The following is a 20375-nucleotide window of genomic DNA, read 5'->3' as shown; positions in this document are numbered from 1 at the left end:
TCATATTGCTATTGTGTAACCTTGTTAATGCCCTGGGATATAACCACTATGAAAAACATAATTCTTTGCCTGGCGGTGGCGGTTTTGCTCTCCGGTTGCGCTGGCGTTATTGAGAAACAGCAGCCTGTGTGTTCCGGTACTGCCCTTATCGGCGGGCAGGAAAACAGCGTCCAGATTTACGGGGTGCGTAAACAAAACAATCAGACCCAGTACCGCGCCGGTTACCCCTTTAACTGGACCTGGGTTAGCGCCAACACGTTCACCAGCACGACCTGCAATTAACTCATTCTGTTTCAAAATAAACCTCGCTCCGGCGGGGTTTTTTATTGCCTGGAGAAAATATGCTTTATAACACTGGCACCATAGCCATTAACGGAAATACCGCAACCGGCACAGGCACGAACTGGACGGCACCCGCCAGCCAGGTCCGCGCCGGCCAGACGATTATCGTGATGTCTAACCCGGTGCAGCTTTTCCAGATTTCATCCGTGAACAGCGCCACGTCAATGACGGTTACGCCTGCGGCTTCCCCGGCGCTGAGCGGCCAGAAGTATGGAATTCTTGTCTCGGACAATATCTCGGTCGACGGCCTGGCCCAGGCAATGTCGCAGCTCATCAAAGAGTATGACGAGAATATTGGCGCGTGGGAGACGTTCGCCACCACCTCCGCAAACCAGACCATCACCGTTACCATCAACGGGGCCTCCGTGAATATTCCAGGTATTGGCGCACTTGCCAGAAAGGGGGTAAACAGCGATATCACGGAGCTGAAAGGGCTCACTACTGCGCTTTCTATTGCGCAGGGCGGGACCGGGGCAACCACGGCAGAAGGCAGTCGCACAAACCTCGGTTTAGGAAGTGGTGCAACGGCGACGTTTCAGACATCAGTTACCGATGCTACTGCAGGACGATTGCTGGTTGTAGGTGGGTTCGGGATCGGGGAGGGAAATACAGCTTCAGGAACACCTGTTTCAGGCGGAATTAACTATTTTTCTGAGCCCACAGGACTGTGGCAGACAACAGCTGATACAACGGGGGATTTTCCGGCCGACACATCGAAATATGGCCAGTTTTTCAGAATGCGTGGCAGCAAGAATTCGGTTACGCAGATATACGCGACAAATCTTGGGGTGGCTAAAGGTGGGCGTATCTGGTACCGAACGCAGGCAGAAAATGTGGCCACTCCGGGGTGGCAGGAATTTTACACGACGTATAACACCACAAAGGCCAGTGATGGCACGCTTAAGGCGGCATCGCCAGTAGCCCGTATTGTCAAAAGCAGGGAAGAAACTGAACGTACTGATGTGGCAGAGGATGGCTTCACATGGTGCGGCTGCGGCACAGCGAACGCTGAGGCCGAGGGAATTACCCTTTCCCGCCGCGACGTAGGTTTTTACGTACTCACCGGTTCGGCAGGTCTGGCGTCTGAGGGGTGGCAGTTACTGCCGCCGATGGACCCTGGCGGCATGGGAGAGATGGGCGTGGTTGAGGCAGAGCAAACCGACAATGGCGACCTGATAATCCGCCTCTTTAAGCGCAAATACATGCTGAGTGAAGACGGAGAGATCATCAAAACGAAAGGAGAACTGATGGATGTCCCGGCGAACAGCTGGATCGATGTTCGCCTGGATATGCCGTCAGACTCTCTGTTTAACCAGCGAATGAGCCAGGAGCCGGAGGATTAGCGTCTACCTCTAATGCGCTGACGCGGATTGCCAAGGCTTTAATTGCAGCCAGCGCATCGAGCAACATTGGAGTCTGATCGAGGTGCAGCAGGCCGCCTATTTCTTTAACGTATTCGGGATCAATCGTTTCAATCTGCTGAGATATCACTCCGCGCCGTGGGGTCTGCGTTTCATCATCCTTAAAAGTGAAGTGCTTGAACTCCATCCGGCAAATATTCATCAACGCCTCTTCTGGATCGAGGTCATCACCGATGTTTTTCATTCTCTTATCAGACACGGCTGAAGTCATGATCTCCTTCCATGGTGCCCAGGCATTGGTATTAAACCCTCGGTAAAAGAACCGCCCTGCATCCGTTTGAGTGGCATAAGGCAACATAAATTGAGTCGATGCCCCGCTGCTGCCAGCAATGCGGACATAGTTCTGAATGTACCCGTATCCGCTGGCCGCAGGAGGGTTCACGGCAGTCGTAAAGTTGATGAGGTTTGGAAACACGCCGGGGTTTCGCGCATCGTTCAAATTGATGGTGTTTGAAGGAAGTGACGAGTCAATCAGGAAGTACCTGTAAGCATCCACCGGTCCACCGAGCCCACCCACAACCTGAACGCTTCCTTCGCTCGTCCCAACGTCCTTTGTCGCGCTACTTCCCAAACCGACCTTTATTCACCTTCATCGGCCGTCTCGGCCAGCTCTGCAGCTCTGCTTTTTTGGTTGTATAAAGAATCAGCAGGCATTTCGAGTCGAAGATCTATCCAACGGCCCTCCGGAATATCCATCGGATCGCCTGCAATAATCATTGCTGTTTCCACATCAAAACGGCGACGGAAAACGGAAACAGTCAGTTCTCCATCATCGGCGCTTTTGATATCAACGAAGCACAGAAAGTTGCCATTGATATCTTGTGGGATCTCAACTGTCCATCCTTCAGAATTCAGTCCACAGCTTCCGGTGATTCGATACACGCCAGCCGCCTCTCTCGACGCAGCAACCCCTTCAGCTTCATCGTTACACTCAATCTCACCTGTTCCGAACAGCTTAATTACAGGAGAGGCCCGTTTGATAAAGCCGTTCGTGTCAACGGTGGTGTTTGACTCACCCCACCATTTTTTCCACGTCGCCCCGCTGGGATTTGCTGGATCAAATACACCTGTCCATAAATTATCCCGGTTAAAGGCGAGACCAAAACCGGCCGTGGAATAAACAGGAACAGAGACCAAACCGATAATAGAGTTTCCACTTCCAACTGGTGCACCGATGGTTGACGGCGGAGCTCCATCACCGCGCATACGATAAAGCCCGGCACGATAACCATCGGTCAGGCTTGCCAGTTGAGAAGCCAAAGACGAATCAGCGCCGATGCCAAAACCACCGACCTGAATAACATTGCCATTTGAGGTGCCAGTATCCTTCGTGGCCGATGTTCCTAAACCGACGTTTTATAGATTGCTCTTGAGCGGCCTGGCCGATAACTTCACCTGATTTTTTTGCAGAAATAATTGGGTGAAAAATATGCAAATTGGCTATGTAAGGGTGTCAACAAATGACCAAAATACGGATCTTCAGCGGCAAGCGCTCGAACGCGCAGGATGTGAACAAATTTTCGAAGAAAAAATGAGCGGAACAGTGGCTAACCGGCCAGCGCTGAAAAAGCTTCTTAAGACGCTGAAAGAGGGAGATACGCTGGTAGTGTGGAAGCTCGATCGCCTTGGGCGAAGCATGCGGAACCTTGTACTGCTGGTCGACGAATTACGGCAGCGCGGGATCCACTTCAAAAGTCTTACGGATAGCATCGACACTTCCAGCCCAATGGGACGCTTTATTTTTCATATCATGTCAGCTCTCGCAGAAATGGAGAGGGAGTTGATAGTGGAACGCACCCGGGCAGGTTTGGCGGCTGCGAGGGAAAAAGGACGGGTCGGCGGCAGGCGTCCGAAGTTAACAGCCGAACAATGGGCGCAGGCCGGGAGGCTCATTGCTAATGGGGTTGAAAGGAAGCAGGTGGCGATCATTTACGATGTGGCTGTCTGCACGCTGTACAAAAAGTTTCCTGCTTCTAAACAGGCTTAATTTTGTGCACATGAACGTTCAGACGGAAAATTTACAATAACCATAATCTGAAGTGAGAGAGAAACTTACAAACGAAACGGCGAAGCTTTAAACATTCACAGCGTATCCGGTGTCTTGCGTACCTTGGTAAATGAAACTACTGTATATAAAAGGGTCTTCCCTTGTTGTGGTGGCTGAAGGCATGATAATGGTGTATTTAATCGCCAGAGGTCACCGCCATGGACGAAAAGTCCCTCTACGCTCATATTCTCAACCTGTCCGATCCGTGGCAGGTAAAGTCCCTTTCTCTCGATGAAAATGCCGGTTCTGTTACTGTCACTATTGAGATCGCTGAAAACACCGGCTAGCCTGTCCGACCTGCGGTAAATCCTGTTCTGTTCACGATCACCGTCATCGTAAATGGCGCCATCTTGATACCTGCCAGTTCACCACTATTGTTGAAGCCGATGTTCCACGAATTATGTGTCCGGAGCATGGCTGCCTGACGTTGCCTGTTCCGTGGGCTGGCCCCGGAAGCCGGTATACGTTGCTATTCGAATCGTTCGTTCTCTCATGGCTGAAAATCAGCACCGTTGATGCTGTCAGGAAGCAACTTAAGCTCAGTTGGAATGCGGTTGACGGCATTATGACCCGGGCAGTTAAGCGAGGTCTTGCCCGGATGAAAAAGCCATTATCCGCCCGTCATATGAATGTGGATGAGGTCGCCTTTAAAAAAGGACATCGTTACATAACGGTGATCTCCGATCGCGATGGTCGGGCGCTGGCCTTAACGGATGATCGCGGCACAGAGAGTCTTGCCGGCTATCTTCGCACGCTCACTGATGGGCAGTTGCTGGCTATCAAAACGCTCTCAATGGACATGAACGCGGGCTATATAAGAGCAGCGCGTATCCACTTACCCAGTGCGGTTGAGAAAATCGCCTTTGACCGCTTCCATGTGGCGAAGCAACTGGGCGAGGTAGTTGATAAAACCCGTCAGAATGAACATCCGCACCTCCCTGTTGAAAGCCGACACCAGGCAAAAGGAACCCGCTTCCTGTGGCAGTACAGCGATAAGTGGATGACCGAATCCAGGCAGGAAAAGCTGATGTGGCTGCGTGCACAGATGAAGCTGACGAGCCAGTGCTGGGCGCTGAAAGAGCTGGCAAAGGATATCTGGAACAGGCCATGGAGCGAGGAAAGACGGAGTGACTGGCAGAGATGGTTGGCGCTGGCGGCTAACAGTGACGTTCCCATGATGAAAAATGCCGCGAAAACGATAGGAAAAAGGCTGTACGGGATCCTGAATGCGATGCGACACAGTGTCTCAAACGGAAATGCGGAGGCACTTAACAGCAAGATCAGGCTGCTGAGGATAAAAGCCAGGGGATACCGAAACCGGGAGCGCTTTAAACTGGGGGTGATGTTATTTTGCCACTACGGAAAGCTGAATATGGCGTTCTGAGCCTTTCCACCATGATGGGGAAGACCCATATAAAAACAGTGTTCGAGGTATGCATTATGGAGTTTATCAGACCAACAGAACTGCGAGAAATTATCGCTATCCCGCTTTTCAGTGACTTAGTTCAGTGTGGCTTCCCAAGCCCCGCAGCGGATTACGTTGAACAGCGCATCGATCTCAATGCGTTCTTTGTGGCTCATCCGAGCTCAACGTATTTCGTTAAAGCCGCTGGTGATTCGATGATTGAAGGGGGAATAAGCGACGGGGATCTATTGGTGGTCGATAGCTCACGTACCGCTGAACATGGTGATATTGTCATCGCGGCAGTAGAAGGGGAATTCACTGTTAAGCGTTTGCAGTTACGCCCCACCGTTCAACTCAACCCTATGAATAGCGCCTACAGTCCTATATTTGTCGGCAGCGAGGACACCCTGAACGTCTTCGGCGTCGTGACTTTTATCGTTAAATCGGCGAGCTGAACATGTTTGCGCTCTGTGATGTGAATTCGTTCTACGCATCATGCGAGACGGTGTTTAGACCTGATCTGAGAGGGCGGCCAGTAGTCGTTCTCTCGAACAATGACGGCTGTGTAATAGCACGCAGCGCCGAGGCCAAAGCCGCTGGAATTACTATGGGAGAGCCGTTCTTCAAGCAAAAAGAGCTTTTCCGGCGCGCTGGCGTTGTTTGCTTCAGCAGCAATTACGAGCTTTACGCTGATATGTCGAACCGGGTAATGACGACTCTGGAAGAAATGAGCCCTCGCGTCGAAATTTACAGTATCGATGAAGCTTTTTGTGACCTGACGGGCGTTAGGAACTGCCGGGACCTGACTGACTTTGGCAAAGAGATCCGCGCTACGGTTCTGAAGCGTACGCACCTTACCGTTGGCGTTGGCATTGCTGACAAAACTTCTCGCTAAACTCGCCAACCACGCCGCAAAGAAATGGCAGCGGCAGACGGGCGGGGTAGTGGATTTGTCGAACATTGACCGCCAGCGGCGACTGCTTGCCCTTGTTCCTGTTGAGGACGTTTGGGGTGTCGGCGGGCGCATGAGCAAAAAACTCAACGCTATGGGCATTAAAACTGCTCTCGACCTTTCGGAGCAGAGCACGTGGATAATCAGGAAGCACTTTAACGTTGTACTCGAGCGAACTGTCCGGGAGCTGCGCGGTGAACCCTGTCTGGACCTTGAGGAGTTCGCGCCGGCAAAGCAAGAAATCGTATGCAGTCGTTCCTTTGGCGAAAGGGTTACCGATTATGAACAGATGCGCCAGGCTATTTGCAGCTATGCGGCGCGTGGCGCCGAAAAGCTTCGCGGCGAGCATCAGTATTGCCGCTTTATCTCTGCATTCGTGAAAACCTCTCCCTTTGCGCTTAACGAGCCATACTACGGCAATAGTGCGTCAATGAAGCTTCTCACCCCTACTCCAGTCCCGCGACATCATCCACGCCGCGGTAAAGTGCCTGGACAAAATCTGGAAGGATGGACACCGATACCAGAAAGCCGGAATAATGCTTGGGGATTTTTTCAGCCAAGGTGTGGCCCAGCTCAACCTGTTCGATGAGAACGCGCCGCGGGCCGGAAGCGATAAGTTGATGGAGGTACTCGATCACTTGAACGCTAAAGATGGAAAAGGCACGCTCTTCTTTGCCGGGCAAGGCATACAGCAGCAGTGGCAAATGAAGCGCGAAATGCTTTCGCCGCGATACACTACCAGGTATTCAGATCTTCTAATGGTAAGATAAAATGTATCGGACGTTTTGGTCCGCTACGTACCAATAGCGGACCGTCGTATAATTTTATTAGCAAACTGAAGCTAGGACATTCATTTAAAATAGCCCCTTAGTTTTTAAGTGCAGTTATCGTACGGTTAAGTCGTCTTAATAGGTCATCGTACGTAATAATGTCCATCATGTTGGAATATTTTCTTTTGATAATTTCAAAGTCGAGTTTTTGATTTTCTGTCATATTTCCATTATCAATCTGGTCACGTCCAACAATGATGATGGCTTTAGGGTAGGAAATATGAATGCTCATCCCGGAGGGAAGTTGGGAAGCATATTTTTTGGTAAGGCTTTCCTCACCTTTTGTCCCCCATTTCGATAAATGAAATAGATATTTTTCAGCCTGCATGATACCCCCACTTAGCTCTGATGTTGGTATGCTGTTACCTCGATACTCAGTTCTGCGCAAAATCTTATTATCAAATGGTTTTTTTACCTCAATAATATCTAGGTTTCCGCTGGAATCAATTAAACCTATATCTATGAATCGATCTTTTTTCTTGCCAGGGATGCTGTAGTAGTCATGAATGGTAATATTTTCAATAACATGTATATATTTTGGGAACAAAAACCCAGATTGTACCATCAGGTCCTGCCAATCTTTTTCGGACCAATGTTGTTTCGTTTTCAAGGCGTTCTCAATTGTGTCTCTCATCAAAATATATTTTGCAATTTCTAACTCTTTGATAACGCTCAAATCAAGTTTACTTGTTTCATTTGATGCTACTTTATTGAGATATGTCTCGTAGATTCCCTTGGAATCTTTCATGTCTTCTAAATATTGCTCAAGAATTATATGGACTCTTGCATCAGCATATCTATCCACTTCGTAGGTATTAGGAAATTTTCTTAATAACTCACTAAAAATTACAGAAGGTATTGCCTCCTTTCTTTTCCGCCAATAAAAATTGGATTGTTGTTTTTTAATATGCGTGATATTCGGCCAAAAATAGAAACATTACGTTCGGCGGCAAAGATACTTCTACTAAGATTAATATCTTTGCTTATATATACATCATTTTTAATATTTAGAAAAATACCAGGTATGAAAACATATTCATCAATGAAAGTACCAAACTGAAATTCATAAGTATAAATATCAAAATCTTGATTGTCAGAAGGAGGGTTTAGTAAGTCATTAATATCAAAATAAAAAACTTTAGAAATTTTTATAACTGAATGAGTTTGTAATTCATTCCAAACCCAAGACCTATCCGCCGACTCTGGATCATATTTAAATACCACCCCTGTATTAGTAGTTATAAAATCAATCATTTCCCTCTCCGGAACTTAATTAAACCATAAGTCAAATTTATTAGAAATGCCCCGCTCAACAGGGAATAGTCATTTTCGTTAATTTTCTTCTCGGTGTAAAGAATTCTACTACTTTTCGTTCAATGCTACCGTTGTAGATCTCTTTATTTTATTCATAGATCATTTCGATTAGCCATGAACCCTGATTTTTTACATTGCCTACATGGTGTGTAACGGCATGCCAGATAAACTTGTCTGCGGGCACTGCTCCGTAGGCTGCTATCTCTTCGGCTTCCTTCCCGCCTACGTTCTGGCGCATCCATTCCCTTGCAGCTTCAGGTGACAGAACCAGTGGCCGACGGTCGTGAATATCGACCAGACCTTTGTCAGCAGCAGACGTCACTATCAGAAATCCCTCCGCATCATCGCCGCGCTCAAATGGTGTGCTGCCGATTGCAGCCATGAAAATAGGCTGACCGTCTGCCCGGTGAATGAAGTAGGGCTGTTTCTTGTTGCCTTCCTTCTTCCACTCGAACCATCCATCCGCAAAGCAGATTGCCCGGCCATGCTGCCAGAGAGGTTTGAACATCCTGCTGGTGGCAGCCGTCTCGACGCGCGCGTTTATCAATGGTGCTTTATCCCACCACCCGGGCGCGTAAGACCACAGTACAGGATCAAGATGGAGATGCTCGTCGCGTTCGCTCAGCAACAGGACTTTGGTACCGGGCGCGACGTTGTAACGGCCAATAGGTTCCGGGTCGTATGCGATGTCGCAATCGGCTTGGTCGGCAAGATATGCCAGATATTCTTCGCGGGTTTGTGCTTGTGCAAAACGTCCACACATAGAAACCTCCAGTCGGATGTCAGACTGAAAGTATAGGGCAGGGAGAAAAAGTAGCGCGCGCTGGTTAAGTCTTACAAACGGAGCGGTGGAGATTATGCTAATGAAAAAACAGGCGTAAAGCGGTACGTTACGAAACTGGAAGAAGCTTCGCAAAGTATAAAATCAAGTGAAAAGCGTTCTCCAAAACCTTCTAATAACTCTATGAATATAATAGTGTTTACAGAATGTAAGATGCAAATAAAAAACGCTTCAAAAAGAAGCGTATCCGATTGTAATTAAAGGAGAAATTACACTTTTGATTTATCTTTGAACTCAGAAGGTTTAAAGCCGAAAAGAGACCAAATCATACGCTTACGGCAAGGTTTGAAAAGCCATTCACGCCGAAAATATCGATGGGATCAATTTTGGCGTAACGCTTAAGTGATAGCGGGAATATAAGAGGAAGACCGTCTGGCTGAGTCGCCAGACGGTGGAAGGATCAGGCTTTACGCGTTGCGGCTTTCATCGCCGTAACAAATGCTTTGAGTTCAGCCAGCATCTGCTCGGGTTTGTCCACGTTCTTCTCAATGATTTTGACGATAGCAGAGCCGGAGATCGCGCCTGCCGCTTTTGCGTCAATTGCCGCCGTAACCTGATCCGGGGATGAAATGCCGAATCCCTGCAGCGGAGGTGCTGCGTGGTATTCAGCCAGTTTTTCTACCAGATGATGCAGCGGCAGCGCGGCTTTGTTTTCAGCACCCGTCACGCCCGCGCGGGAGAGCAGGTAGGTGTAACCACGGCCGTAAGAGGCAATCTGGCGCAGCAGTTCGTCATCGGCGTTTGGCGGGCAGATGAAAATCGGCGCCACGTTATGACGCATAGCCGCCTGGCGGAACGGTGCAGATTCTTCAACCGGGACGTCGGCCACCAGCACGGAGTCAACGCCGACCCGCGCGCACTCGGCATAAAATTCGTCGATTCCGCGGTTAAAGACCAGGTTGGCATACATCAGCAGGCCAATCGGAATGGTCGGGTGCTTCTGACGGATCGCGGCCAGCATCTCAAAACACTGCGTTGGGGTGACGCCCGCGGCAAAGGCACGCAGGGTGGCGTTCTGAATGGTCGGGCCATCCGCCAGCGGGTCAGAGAACGGGATCCCCAGCTCCAGCGCATCGGCACCGGCTTCAATCAGGGCGTCGATAATTTTTAGCGACTGTTCCGGGCCCGGATCGCCCAGGGTTACGAAGGGAACGAACGCGCCTTCCTGGCGGGATTTCAGTTGTGCAAATGCGTTATCGTAGCGTTCCATCAGATTTCCCCTCGTGCTTTCAGAATATCGTGAACGGTGAAGATATCTTTATCACCGCGACCGGAAAGGTTAACGACCAGCAGTTGCTCTTTTTCCGGGTTTTCTTTCATCATTTTCAGCGCATGCGCCAGAGCATGCGAGGACTCCAGTGCCGGGATGATCCCTTCGCTGCGGCACAGCGTCTTAAACGCTTCCAGCGCTTCGTCATCGGTGATGGAGACGTAGTCCGCGCGTCCGGTGCTGTTCAGGAACGCATGCTGTGGCCCGACGGACGGGAAATCCAGACCGGCAGAGATGGAGTACGACTCTTCAATCTGACCTTCATCGGTCTGCATCATCGGCGCTTTCATGCCGAAGTAGATCCCCACGCGGCCATGTTTCAGCGGAGCGCCGTGCTCACCGGTTTCAATCCCGTGACCCGCTGGCTCCACGCCGATCAGGCCAACACGGGTTTCGTCGATAAAATCAGCGAACATCCCGATGGCGTTTGATCCCCCGCCCACGCAGGCAATCACCGCGTCCGGCAGACGGCCTTCTTTTTCAAGGATCTGCGCTTTGGTCTCTTCGCCAATCATGCGCTGGAATTCACGCACGATAGTCGGGAACGGGTGCGGGCCAGCGGCTGTGCCGAGCATGTAGTGCGCGGTTTCATAGCTACCAGACCAGTCGCGCAGCGCTTCGTTACAGGCATCTTTCAGCGTGGCAGAACCACTGTGAACCGGGATCACTTCTGCGCCCATCAGACGCATACGGAATACGTTCGGAGACTGACGCTCAACGTCTTTCGCCCCCATATAGATACGGCATTTCAGGCCAAGCAGGGCGCTTGCCAGTGCTGATGCCACGCCGTGCTGACCCGCGCCGGTTTCGGCGATGATCTCGGTTTTGCCCATCCGTTTTGCCAGCAGCGCCTGTCCTAACACCTGGTTGGTTTTATGCGCGCCGCCGTGCAGCAGGTCTTCACGCTTGAGGTACAGCGTGGTTTTGGTGCCGGCAGTCAGGTTACGGCATTTGGTCAGCGCTGTTGGACGGCCCGCGTAGTTTTTCAGCAGGTCGGTAAATTCAGCCTGAAAAGCAGGATCTTTCTGTGCGCTCACAAACGCTTCTTCCAGCTGGCGCAGTGCGGGCATCAGGATCTGCGGAACGTACATCCCGCCGAACTCACCAAAATACGGGTTAAGTAATGTCGTCATTTTTTCTTCCTTAATATGCACGCAGAGTTTTAAATACCGAGGCCAGCTTACTGGCATCTTTGATGCCCGGTTGCGACTCTACGCCTGAATTGAAATCGAGGCCCGCGCAGCCGGTTTTGGCTGCTTCCACACAGTTGTCCGGGCTAAGTCCACCCGCCAGCAGGACATTGTCCAGCACTTCGCCGTTCAGCAGTGACCAGTCAAAACGCTGGCCTGTACCGCCCTGGCCGTTATCGAGCACATATTTATCAACATGATTCAGGTTACGTGCTGGCAGGGTGCTGCCCACGCTCTGCGCTTTCCAGATCTGAACCTGAGGAGCCAGCCCGGCACGCAGGGCATCGATGTATGCCTGATCTTCATCACCGTGCAGTTGTACTGCACTAAGGGATAACGCTTCGGCTTTTGCCGTAACGTCCGCAATATCAGCGTTACGGAAGACGCCCACATAGCTGAGTGGGGCTGCCGCTATCACCTTGCGTGCCTGTTCATCGCTCACCGCACGCGGTGAGGAGCCCACAAAGATCAACCCGCCGTAAATAGCCCCCGCCTCATAGGCGGCCTGGGCATCCTGTTCGCGGGTTAAGCCGCACACTTTGTTTTCACCCAACAGCACCCGACGCACTGCGGCATTGAGATCGTCATGTGCCATCATCGCGGAGCCAATCAGGAAACCGTTGGCAAAGTGGCTCAGCTCACGCACCTGGGCGTAGCTGTTGATCCCGGATTCACTGATAACAGTCACCCCAGAGCCCAGACGCGGTGCCAGCTGACGCGTACGATTCAGGTCAATTGACAGATCGCGCAGATCGCGGTTGTTAATCCCGACCACTTTCGCCTGCAGTGCAATGGCACGCTCCAGCTCTTCTTCGTTGCTCACCTCGGTCAGCACGCCCATGTTGAGGCTGTGCGCCACCGCAGCCAGCTGGCGATACTGCTCGTCGTCGAGTACCGAGAGCATCAGCAGGCAGGCGTCAGCCTGGTAAAAACGCGCCAGCCAGATCTGATACGGGTCGATAATAAAGTCTTTGCACAGAATCGGTTGCGGCGCGATGCTGCTGACAACAGGCAGAAAATCGAAGCTGCCCTGGAAATATTTCTCATCCGTCAGCACGGAGATCGCCGACGCATGATGCTTATAAATGCCGGCAATACGCGCCGGATCGAAATCCTCACGGATAACGCCTTTCGACGGGGAGGCTTTTTTGCACTCAAGAATAAATGCGGTGCGCGCGCCCTGCAGGGCATCATAGAAACGACGGCTGCTTGGGACGACGTCGTTCTGAAAACTGGCAAGCGGCTGCTGCGCTTTGCGGGCTTCCACCCAGATGGCCTTATCGGCAACGATTTTCGCTAAAACGGTCTGCATTCTTTACCCTCTTGCCGCAAGTGCGGTAACGCGATCGTAAGCTGCACCAGAGCGCAGTACGTCCAGAACTTTTTGTGCGTTGGCTTTGAGATCCTCTTCGCCGTGCAATCGCATCAGCATGGCCACGTTGGCTGCCACGGCTGCCTCATGGGCGACCTCTCCCTTACCTTGTAATAAGCGCGTGAGAATGTCACGGTTTTCTTCCGGCGTGCCGCCTGCCAGCGCCTCCTGATGATACGGCGTTAAACCAAAGTCGGCGGCTTCCAGCTGGTAGCTCAGGATTTCGCCATTGCGCAGTTCCGCGACGAGAGTTGGCGCGTGAAGGGACACTTCATCCATTCCCCCGCTGTGAACTACTGCCGCGCGCTGATAACCGAGCACGCGCAGGGTTTCGGCAATTGGCAGAACCAGTTCCGGGCTGTAAACACCAATCAGCGCCAGCGGCGGGTGCGCCGGGTTGATCAGCGGCCCCAGTACGTTAAACAGCGTGCGTGTTTTGAGTTGCTGACGAACCGGCATCGCATGGCGGAAACCGGTGTGATACTTCGGCGCAAACAGGAAGCAGACGCCCAGATCGTCCAGCGCTTCACGGGAGCGTTCGGCGTTCATATCCAGGTTAATGCCGAAGGCAGCCAGCAAATCGGACGAGCCCGAGCGGCTGGAGACGCTGCGGTTACCGTGTTTCGCCACTTTCAGGCCACACGCCGCGGCCACGAAGGCACTGGCGGTGGAGATATTGATGCTATTGCTGCCATCACCCCCGGTGCCGACGATATCCGCAAACTGATAATCCGGGCGCGGGAAGGGGGCGGCATTTTCCAGCAGGGCCGTGGCGGCACCGGCGATTTCTTGCGGGCTTTCGCCGCGCACTTTCATGCTTACCAGTGCGGCCGCCAGCTGTTCAGGTTTCAGCTCACCGCGAACCACGGCAGAAAAGAGCTGGTGGCTCTCCTGCTGGCTCAGGGTCTGCGCCTGATACAGCTTTTCCAGAATCGGTTGCAGCGTGTTGGTCTGCTCCAGTTTCTGCAACGCCCAGTCCAGCGTCTGCTCCAGCAGTCGCGCGCCATGGGTCGTGAGAATCGACTCCGGATGGAACTGCATGCCGCAGACGCGATCCGCATCGTGACGCACGGCCATTACCATCCCTTCAAACGACGCGTTAATGGTCAGCCCGGCCGGGATGTTGCTGCCCACCAGGGAGTGATAGCGCGCAACCGGCAGAGGATTTGGCAGGCCGGCAAACATCGCCTGGCCGTCATGTTCAATGCTGGAGGCCTTGCCATGCAGGATTTCACCTGCCTGACCCACGTAGCCGCCATAGGCTTCCACAATCGCCTGGTGACCCAGACAGATACCGATAATCGGCAGTTTACCGCGCATACGGGTCAGCAGCTCCGGCATACAGCCCGCTTCACTGGGGGCACCAGGGCCAGGAGAGAGCATCAGCACCGGGTTTTGCATGGTTGCCAGACGGTCTATCAGCGTCTGTGCCGGAACATGGTTACGATAGATAACGACGTTGTGACCATTCGCACGCAGCTGATCTGCCAGGTTATAGGTAAAAGAGTCGATGTTATCGAGCAGCAGAATGTCAGCCATCAGAAAATCTCCTGTGCGTGATGTGCGGTAGCAATGGCGCGCAATACCGCGCGGGCTTTACTGCGGGTTTCGTCAGCTTCAGACTGCGGAACAGAATCCAGAACAATCCCTGCGCCTGCCTGCACGGTAGCGATACCGTCCTCAACGTAGGCGGAGCGGATCACAATGCAGGTATCCAGATCGCCATGGGCGGTGAAGTAGCCCACTGCACCACCGTAACTGCCGCGACGGCGCCCTTCAGCCGCCGCGATCAGCTGCATGGCGCGAACTTTCGGCGCGCCGCTCAGCGTGCCCATGTTCATACAGGCGCGGTAGGCGTGAAGCACGTCGAGGTCACTGCGCAGTTCGCCCACCACGCGGGATACCAGATGCATAACAAACGAGTAGCGGTCGACCTTGGTTAAGTCCGCCACGTAGCGGCTGCCAGGGGTACAAATGCGCGCCAGGTCGTTACGGGCCAGATCAACCAGCATCAGATGCTCGGAGAGCTCTTTATGGTCGGTACGCATTTCCAGCTCAATGCGGCTGTCGAGATCGCGATCCAGCGAGCCATCGGCTCGACGGCCGCGTGGACGGGTTCCGGCAATCGGGTAGATCTCAATCTGGCGGCTGGTGGCGTCATATTTCAGTGAACTTTCAGGGGATGCGCCAAACAGGGTGAAATCATTGTCCTGCATAAAGAACATGTACGGGCTTGGGTTGCTCTTTTTCAGCACGTCATAGGCCGCGAGCGGCGACGGGCAGGGCAGAGAGAAACGACGGGAAGGAACAACCTGGAAAATTTCTCCGGCGCGAATCGCTTTTTGCATCTGGCGAACCACGGCACCGTACTGATCGTCGCTCTGATTAACCTCACAGGTCATTTTCTCGACACGATGTACAGGCAGCGCAGGCGGCGCTTCGGTCATTTGTTGCTGCAACTGCTCAATACGCTGCTCAAGGCGTTTTTTCTCTGTCGCGGATGGCGTGAAGAGGCTTGCCTGAATACGGGTGTTTTTTTTCTGGTGGTCGATCACCAGTAAGGTTTCGGCCAGGTAGAAGCAGTAGTCGGGGCAACGGTTACCCTGTTCAATGTCCGGTAAATCTTCGAACCCGGCCACCAGGTCGTAAGCAAACAGCCCGCCAAAGAACATTGCTTCGCGTTCATCTTCCGGCACGGTGACCAGATTTTGCAGCAGACGGAAGGCATCAAAAACGGAAAGAGAACACAGGCGCGCGTCTTCGTCCAGCAACTGGCTCACCGGCGGGAAGTGCAGAACGCGCATTTCAGGATGGTGTTCATTTTCGATACCAGCAGGCAGGCTCGCATCCAGTAACGGCAGCAGAGCCGCACCGTTATCCGATAACGCTTTGATAGTGACAGTGTCACCTAGCGCCGTAATGCGCAGCGCGCTGTCCACCAACAGCAGGCTCTTGAGATCGTCTTTGCTGTCAATATCGGCGGATTCCAGTAACAACGTGGCTGGACGCGCACCGCAGACCTGATGAAACAGTGCGGTTGGGTTGTGGCGATAGGCCGCCTCGCTGGTCAGCAATTCGAGGTGTGGTTTGGCTGTTTGCATTATGTTGTTCTCATTTATTCTGTTCAAAAAAAAGCCCGCTGATGAGCGGGCGGGTATCTGTTTGCTGTACGCAGACGTGTGACACTGCCCGGAAATCAGGAAGTGCGCCACCAACCGTGCAGAGTGAAATGTGCAGTCATTTTCAGATACCTTTCTCGTGTGAACTTGCGTACTAGTTAACTAGTTCGATGGCGTGTTGTCAACCCTTGATTTCAGAATTTCGTGGCAAGTCGGTATCATGGGCTTTTAAGATGTCTCTAACTTGTGACGGGAAGTGCTTTGAGCGATACCACCTACGCCGTAATTTATGATTTACACAGCCATACCCAGGCCTCCGATGGTCTGCTGACGCCCGAAGCGTTGGTGCATCGTGCCGTTGAAATGCGGGTTGGCACGCTGGCCATAACCGATCACGATACAACCGATGCCATTCCAGCCGCGCGCGCCGAGATTGCCCGCAGTGGTCTGGCACTCAAACTGGTTCCTGGCGTCGAGATATCGACCGTCTGGGAGAATCACGAAATCCATATTGTTGGCCTGAACATCGATATAGACCATCCGGTAATGTGTGCGTTTTTGCAAGAACAAAAAACGCGCCGCAACCAGCGCGCAGAAATGATCGCTGAACGTCTGGAAAAGGCGCATATTCCGGGCGCACTGGAGGGGGCACAAAGGCTGGCAAACGGGGGCGCGGTAACGCGCGGTCATTTTGCCCGTTTTCTGGTTGAGGCGGGCAAGGCCACAACGATAGCGGATGTCTTTAAACGCTATCTGGCTCGCGGGAAAACCGGATATGTTCCGCCACAGTGGTGTACAATAAAACAAGCTATTGATGTGATTCATCATTCTGGCGGTAAGGCCGTGCTGGCCCATCCGGGGCGGTATAATCTTTCTGCTAAATGGCTGAAAAGACTGCTGGCGCATTTTGCCGAATGCGGTGGCGAGGCGATGGAAGTCGCCCAGTGTCAGCAGGCGCCCAACGAGCGTTCGCAGCTTGCGACCTACGCCCGCCAGTTTGGTTTGCTGGCGTCGCAAGGCTCAGATTTTCATCAGCCCTGTGCGTGGATAGAACTGGGACGCAAGCTTTGGTTACCCGCAGGCGTTGAGCCTGTCTGGCAGCTCTGGGAACAGCCACAGCAACTTGAAGAGAGGGAAGTATGAGTCAGTTTTTCTATATTCATCCGGATAATCCGCAGCCGCGCCTGATTAATCAGGCCGTGGAGATCGTGCGTAAAGGGGGCGTTATCGTCTACCCGACCGATTCGGGTTATGCGCTGGGCTGTAAGATTGAAGATAAAGCGGCGATGGAGCGTATTTGCCGTATTCGCCAGTTGCCGGACGGTCACAACTTTACCCTGATGTGCCGGGATCTCTCTGAGCTATCGACCTATGCTTATGTCGATAACGTGGCATTTCGTCTGATTAAAAATAACACGCCGGGCAACTACACCTTCATCCTGAAAGGGACGAAAGAGGTTCCGCGCCGTCTGTTACAGGAAAAGCGCAAAACCATCGGGATGCGCGTGCCGTCTAACCCGATTGCCCAGGCCTTGCTGGAAACGTTAGGTGAGCCGATGCTCTCAACCTCGCTGATGCTGCCCGGCAGTGAATTCACCGAGTCCGATCCTGAAGAGATCAAAGACCGTCTGGAAAAGGTGGTTGAGTTGATTATTCATGGCGGTTACCTCGGTCAGCAGCCGACCACGGTTGTCGATTTAACGGAAGATGCACCGGAAGTGATTCGCGAAGGCGTGGGTGATGTTAAGCCTTTCTTGTAAAGGTGTAAGCAGCTATACTACGCGGCCATCAAATCAGGGCATAGCCCTGGTTTGACCTGATTCGACGCCTGTGAAGGCGACACCTGAGGAAGCTCAATGAGCGAGAAGTTACAGAAAGTGCTGGCGCGTGCCGGCCACGGCTCACGCCGTGAAATCGAAGCCATTATTGAAGCCGGACGCGTGAGTGTGGACGGTAAAATCGCCACGCTCGGTGACCGCGTAGAAATCGTGCCGGGGCTTAAAATCCGTATCGACGGTCATCTTATCTCGGTTAAAGAATCTGCTGAGCAGATCTGCCGCGTGCTGGCGTACTACAAGCCGGAAGGCGAACTGTGTACGCGCAACGACCCGGAAGGTCGCCCGACGGTATTTGACCGTCTGCCTAAACTGCGTGGCGCACGCTGGATTGCCGTGGGGCGTCTGGATGTGAACACCTGCGGTCTGCTGCTGTTCACAACGGATGGTGAACTGGCAAACCGTCTGATGCACCCAAGCCGTGAAGTGGAACGCGAATACGCCGTACGCGTGTTCGGCCAGGTTGATGAGAACAAACTGCGCGATCTGTCGCGTGGCGTTCAGCTGGAAGACGGTCCTGCAGCGTTCAAAACCATCAAATTTACCGGTGGTGAAGGGATCAACCAGTGGTACAACGTTACCCTGACCGAAGGCCGTAACCGTGAGGTTCGTCGTCTGTGGGAAGCGGTGGGCGTGCAGGTTAGCCGCCTGATCCGTGTCCGTTACGGCGATATTCTGCTGCCAAAAGGTCTGCCACGTGGTGGCTATACCGAACTGGACCTGACGCAGACCAACTACCTGCGTGAACTGGTGGGCCTGGCGCCAGAAACCACTTCCAAAGTGGCGGTGGAGAAAGATCGTCGTCGCATGAAGGCGAACCAGATCCGTCGTGCGGTGAAACGCCACAGCCAGGTGAACAATAATCGCCGCGCTGGCAGCCGTAATAACAACGGTTAAAAATAGAAGCCCGGTTAACATCACCGGGCTTTTTTATCAGTAATCAATGCCGATTTGCGCTTTGATACCGGCATCAAAAGCATGTTTAACCGGACGCAATTCGCTGACGGTATCCGCTAATTCCAGAATATCCCGATGACAGCCGCGGCCTGTGACGATCACCGTCTGATGTGCCGGGCGATTCCTGAGTGCCTCCAGTACGGCGTCCAGCGGCAGATAGTCGTAGGCGACCATGTAGGTGATCTCATCCAGTAACACCATGTTCAGGGCCGGATCCGCCAGCATTCGTTTTGCATGCTCCCAGACCGCGAGGCAGGCCGCGGTGTCGGTTTCCCGGTTTTGAGTATCCCACGTAAAGCCTGTCGCCATCACCTGGAACTCAACCCCGTGCGGCTCAAGTAAATTACGTTCACCGTTGGGCCATTCCCCTTTAATAAACTGAATGACACCCACTTTCTGCCCGTGGCCAACGGCGCGCGTGGCGGTACCAAAGGCAGCGGTGGTTTTGCCTTTGCCGTTGCCGGTAAACACGATGATGATCCCGCGTTCATCCTGCGCAGCGGCGACACGGGCATCAACCTGTTCTTTCAGGCGCTGCTGACGTTGCTGGTGACGTTCTTCACTCATTGCGAAATCCCGGGTTTACGGCCTGGCTGGGCATCAAAGGTCATCCCTGTTTTACGGCGGCTGTCATCGCCCATCAGCCAGAGATAGAGCGGCATAATATCTGCCGGGGTTTTAAGCTTCTGCGGATCTTCCGTCGGGAAGGCGCTGGCGCGCATTTTGGTGCGCGTTCCGCCTGGGTTAATGCAGTTCACGCGCAGATGACGGCTCTGATATTCCTCCGCCAGCACCTGCATCATCCCTTCGGTCGCGAATTTTGAGACCGCATACGCCCCCCAGTTTGCGCGGCCTTCGCGCCCTACGCTGGAGGAGGTGAATACCAGCGAACCGGAATCAGATTTGAGTAATAAAGGAAGCAGTGCCTGGGTCAGGAAAAAGGTGCCGTTGATATTGACCTGCATGACCTGCTGCCAGATCTCAGGATCCTGTTCATCCATCGGGCGAACCTCCCCAAGCAAGCCGGCATTGTGCAGTACGCCATCCAGCCGTGGGTAGTGGGTGCTGATGCGGTGGGCAAGCTCCTGGCACGTTTCAGGGGTACAGGTGAGCAGATCCAGCGTGTACCAGCGGGCAGGAATGCCACCGGCGGCGTCAATCTCCTGAGCCACTCCTTTGAGTTTTTCTTCGTTACGGCCAATGAGAATTACGCTCGCACCATAGTCAGCGTAGGTCAGTGCCGCTTCGCGGCCAATGCCATCGCTGGCACCAGTGACCAGAATGATGCGGTTCTGCAGCAGATTTTTTTGCGGTTGATAATGCACGGTGACTCCTCGGCGCACAGTGATGCAAAGACGCCTTATTGTGTGACTTTTCGGCTTTATGCCCGAATTAGCATGAGAATTCAATCAGTCTACAGGACGCATCGCTGTAAAATTAACAATTTGCAAATATTTAAACCAGAATCGGGGGATTCCTG

Annotated in this window: 20 protein-coding genes, 2 pseudogenes and 1 other annotated feature; of the genes and pseudogenes, 9 read left to right on the top strand and 13 right to left on the bottom strand. The window is 52.8% G+C overall.

The genetic code is table 11. The features are described from left to right. Positions 1-48 precede the first annotated feature (48 nt). On the top strand, positions 49-282 hold the full coding sequence (gene cor / locus ACQG22_RS12890; protein WP_369706953.1) for a phage exclusion lipoprotein Cor: 234 nt from the start codon (positions 49-51) through the stop codon (positions 280-282). 59 nt (positions 283-341) lie between these two features. After that, complete coding sequence (locus ACQG22_RS12885; RefSeq protein WP_369706954.1) at positions 342-1685, top strand: phage tail protein; 1344 nt, start codon at positions 342-344, stop codon at positions 1683-1685. Here the strand turns inward: ACQG22_RS12885 and ACQG22_RS12880 are convergent. Both ACQG22_RS12880 and ACQG22_RS12875 read right to left on the bottom strand, forming a co-directional pair. Further along, on the bottom strand, positions 1651-2280 hold the full coding sequence (locus ACQG22_RS12880; RefSeq protein WP_369706955.1) for a pyocin knob domain-containing S74 family peptidase: 630 nt from the start codon (positions 2278-2280) through the stop codon (positions 1651-1653). The two genes, ACQG22_RS12885 and ACQG22_RS12880, sit on opposite strands and share 35 nt — an antisense overlap. A 62-nt stretch (positions 2281-2342) precedes the next feature. Then, positions 2343-3023 (bottom strand): hypothetical protein, encoded by a 681-nt coding sequence (locus ACQG22_RS12875; RefSeq protein WP_369706956.1) that lies wholly within the window; start codon positions 3021-3023, stop codon positions 2343-2345. Positions 3024-3192: 169 nt separating this feature from the next. Here ACQG22_RS12875 and ACQG22_RS12870 point away from each other — a divergent pair, with 169 nt between their 5' ends. The 4 genes and pseudogenes from ACQG22_RS12870 to ACQG22_RS12855 all read left to right on the top strand — a co-directional run bounded on the left by ACQG22_RS12870 (position 3193) and on the right by ACQG22_RS12855 (position 6937). Then, entirely contained in the window at positions 3193-3750 is a 558-nt protein-coding gene (locus tag ACQG22_RS12870; protein WP_163363185.1) for a recombinase family protein, read from the top strand. A 218-nt stretch (positions 3751-3968) separates the two neighbouring features. After that, positions 3969-5194 (top strand): annotated as a pseudogene (locus ACQG22_RS12865) (ISL3-like element ISKox3 family transposase). A gap of 56 nt (positions 5195-5250) precedes the next feature. Continuing rightward, positions 5251-5670 (top strand): translesion error-prone DNA polymerase V autoproteolytic subunit, encoded by a 420-nt coding sequence (locus ACQG22_RS12860; RefSeq protein ID WP_426711549.1) that lies wholly within the window; start codon positions 5251-5253, stop codon positions 5668-5670. 2 nt (positions 5671-5672) lie between these two features. Continuing rightward, positions 5673-6937: pseudogene (locus tag ACQG22_RS12855) on the top strand (Y-family DNA polymerase). Positions 6938-7034: 97 nt separating this feature from the next. On the opposite strand, the gene ACQG22_RS12850 reads toward ACQG22_RS12855, so the two are convergent. The 9 genes from ACQG22_RS12850 to trpL all read right to left on the bottom strand — a co-directional run bounded on the left by ACQG22_RS12850 (position 7035) and on the right by trpL (position 16225). Next, positions 7035-7745 carry a Shedu immune nuclease family protein gene (locus ACQG22_RS12850; protein WP_426711548.1) on the bottom strand — a complete coding sequence of 237 codons (711 nt, stop codon included), beginning with the start codon at positions 7743-7745 and terminating at the stop codon, positions 7035-7037. Between the two features lie 98 nt (positions 7746-7843). Next, positions 7844-8251 carry a hypothetical protein gene (locus ACQG22_RS12845; RefSeq protein WP_426711547.1) on the bottom strand — a complete coding sequence of 136 codons (408 nt, stop codon included), beginning with the start codon at positions 8249-8251 and terminating at the stop codon, positions 7844-7846. A gap of 148 nt (positions 8252-8399) precedes the next feature. Continuing rightward, a complete protein-coding gene (locus ACQG22_RS12840; protein ID WP_369706972.1) occupies positions 8400-9074 on the bottom strand; it encodes an SOS response-associated peptidase in 675 nt (224 codons plus the stop codon). A gap of 478 nt (positions 9075-9552) precedes the next feature. Next, entirely contained in the window at positions 9553-10362 is an 810-nt protein-coding gene (gene trpA / locus ACQG22_RS12835) for a tryptophan synthase subunit alpha (protein ID WP_020690931.1), read from the bottom strand. Beyond that, entirely contained in the window at positions 10362-11555 is a 1194-nt protein-coding gene (gene trpB, locus ACQG22_RS12830) for a tryptophan synthase subunit beta (protein ID WP_013096356.1), read from the bottom strand. The genes trpA and trpB overlap by 1 nt, the downstream gene beginning before the upstream one ends. 10 nt (positions 11556-11565) lie before the next feature. Beyond that, positions 11566-12924: a bifunctional indole-3-glycerol-phosphate synthase TrpC/phosphoribosylanthranilate isomerase TrpF gene (gene trpCF, locus ACQG22_RS12825; protein ID WP_045294302.1), complete on the bottom strand. Its 1359-nt coding sequence runs from the start codon at positions 12922-12924 to the stop codon at positions 11566-11568. A gap of 3 nt (positions 12925-12927) precedes the next feature. Continuing rightward, positions 12928-14523, bottom strand: coding sequence for a bifunctional anthranilate synthase glutamate amidotransferase component TrpG/anthranilate phosphoribosyltransferase TrpD (gene trpD, locus ACQG22_RS12820; protein WP_020690934.1), 1596 nt, complete (start codon positions 14521-14523; stop codon positions 12928-12930). Next, complete coding sequence (locus ACQG22_RS12815) at positions 14523-16085, bottom strand: anthranilate synthase component 1 (protein WP_029883574.1); 1563 nt, start codon at positions 16083-16085, stop codon at positions 14523-14525. The genes trpD and ACQG22_RS12815 overlap by 1 nt, the downstream gene beginning before the upstream one ends. A 25-nt stretch (positions 16086-16110) precedes the next feature. Then, positions 16111-16204: a sequence feature (Trp leader region), on the bottom strand. Further along, positions 16181-16225, bottom strand: a complete 45-nt coding sequence (trpL, locus tag ACQG22_RS12810; protein WP_106993556.1) for a trp operon leader peptide — start codon at positions 16223-16225, stop codon at positions 16181-16183. (Overlaps the previous feature by 24 nt.) Before the next feature lie 139 nt (positions 16226-16364). Between trpL and rnm the strand changes: the two genes are divergently transcribed. The 3 genes from rnm to rluB all read left to right on the top strand — a co-directional run bounded on the left by rnm (position 16365) and on the right by rluB (position 18835). After that, the gene (rnm, locus tag ACQG22_RS12805; RefSeq protein ID WP_013096361.1) at positions 16365-17246 is read left to right on the top strand and encodes an RNase RNM; all 882 of its coding nucleotides are present in this window, start codon (positions 16365-16367) and stop codon (positions 17244-17246) included. Then, positions 17243-17863: an L-threonylcarbamoyladenylate synthase gene (locus tag ACQG22_RS12800; protein ID WP_013096362.1), complete on the top strand. Its 621-nt coding sequence runs from the start codon at positions 17243-17245 to the stop codon at positions 17861-17863. The genes rnm and ACQG22_RS12800 overlap by 4 nt, the downstream gene beginning before the upstream one ends. A gap of 96 nt (positions 17864-17959) precedes the next feature. Next, positions 17960-18835: a 23S rRNA pseudouridine(2605) synthase RluB gene (gene rluB / locus ACQG22_RS12795; protein WP_013096363.1), complete on the top strand. Its 876-nt coding sequence runs from the start codon at positions 17960-17962 to the stop codon at positions 18833-18835. A gap of 36 nt (positions 18836-18871) precedes the next feature. On the opposite strand, the gene cobO is transcribed toward rluB, so the two are convergent. Continuing rightward, positions 18872-19462: a cob(I)yrinic acid a,c-diamide adenosyltransferase gene (cobO, locus tag ACQG22_RS12790; RefSeq protein ID WP_013096364.1), complete on the bottom strand. Its 591-nt coding sequence runs from the start codon at positions 19460-19462 to the stop codon at positions 18872-18874. Further along, positions 19459-20220 (bottom strand): YciK family oxidoreductase, encoded by a 762-nt coding sequence (locus ACQG22_RS12785; protein ID WP_023620279.1) that lies wholly within the window; start codon positions 20218-20220, stop codon positions 19459-19461. The genes cobO and ACQG22_RS12785 overlap by 4 nt, the downstream gene beginning before the upstream one ends. Positions 20221-20375: the final 155 nt, after the last annotated feature.

Origin of the sequence: Enterobacter cloacae complex sp. 309I3, from assembly GCF_050031595.1 — a bacterium.
Taxonomy (GTDB): Bacteria; Pseudomonadota; Gammaproteobacteria; order Enterobacterales; family Enterobacteriaceae; genus Enterobacter; species Enterobacter cloacae.
The sequence above is the reverse complement of the archived record's forward strand: the minus strand, read 5'-3'. Positions and strand labels throughout refer to the sequence as shown.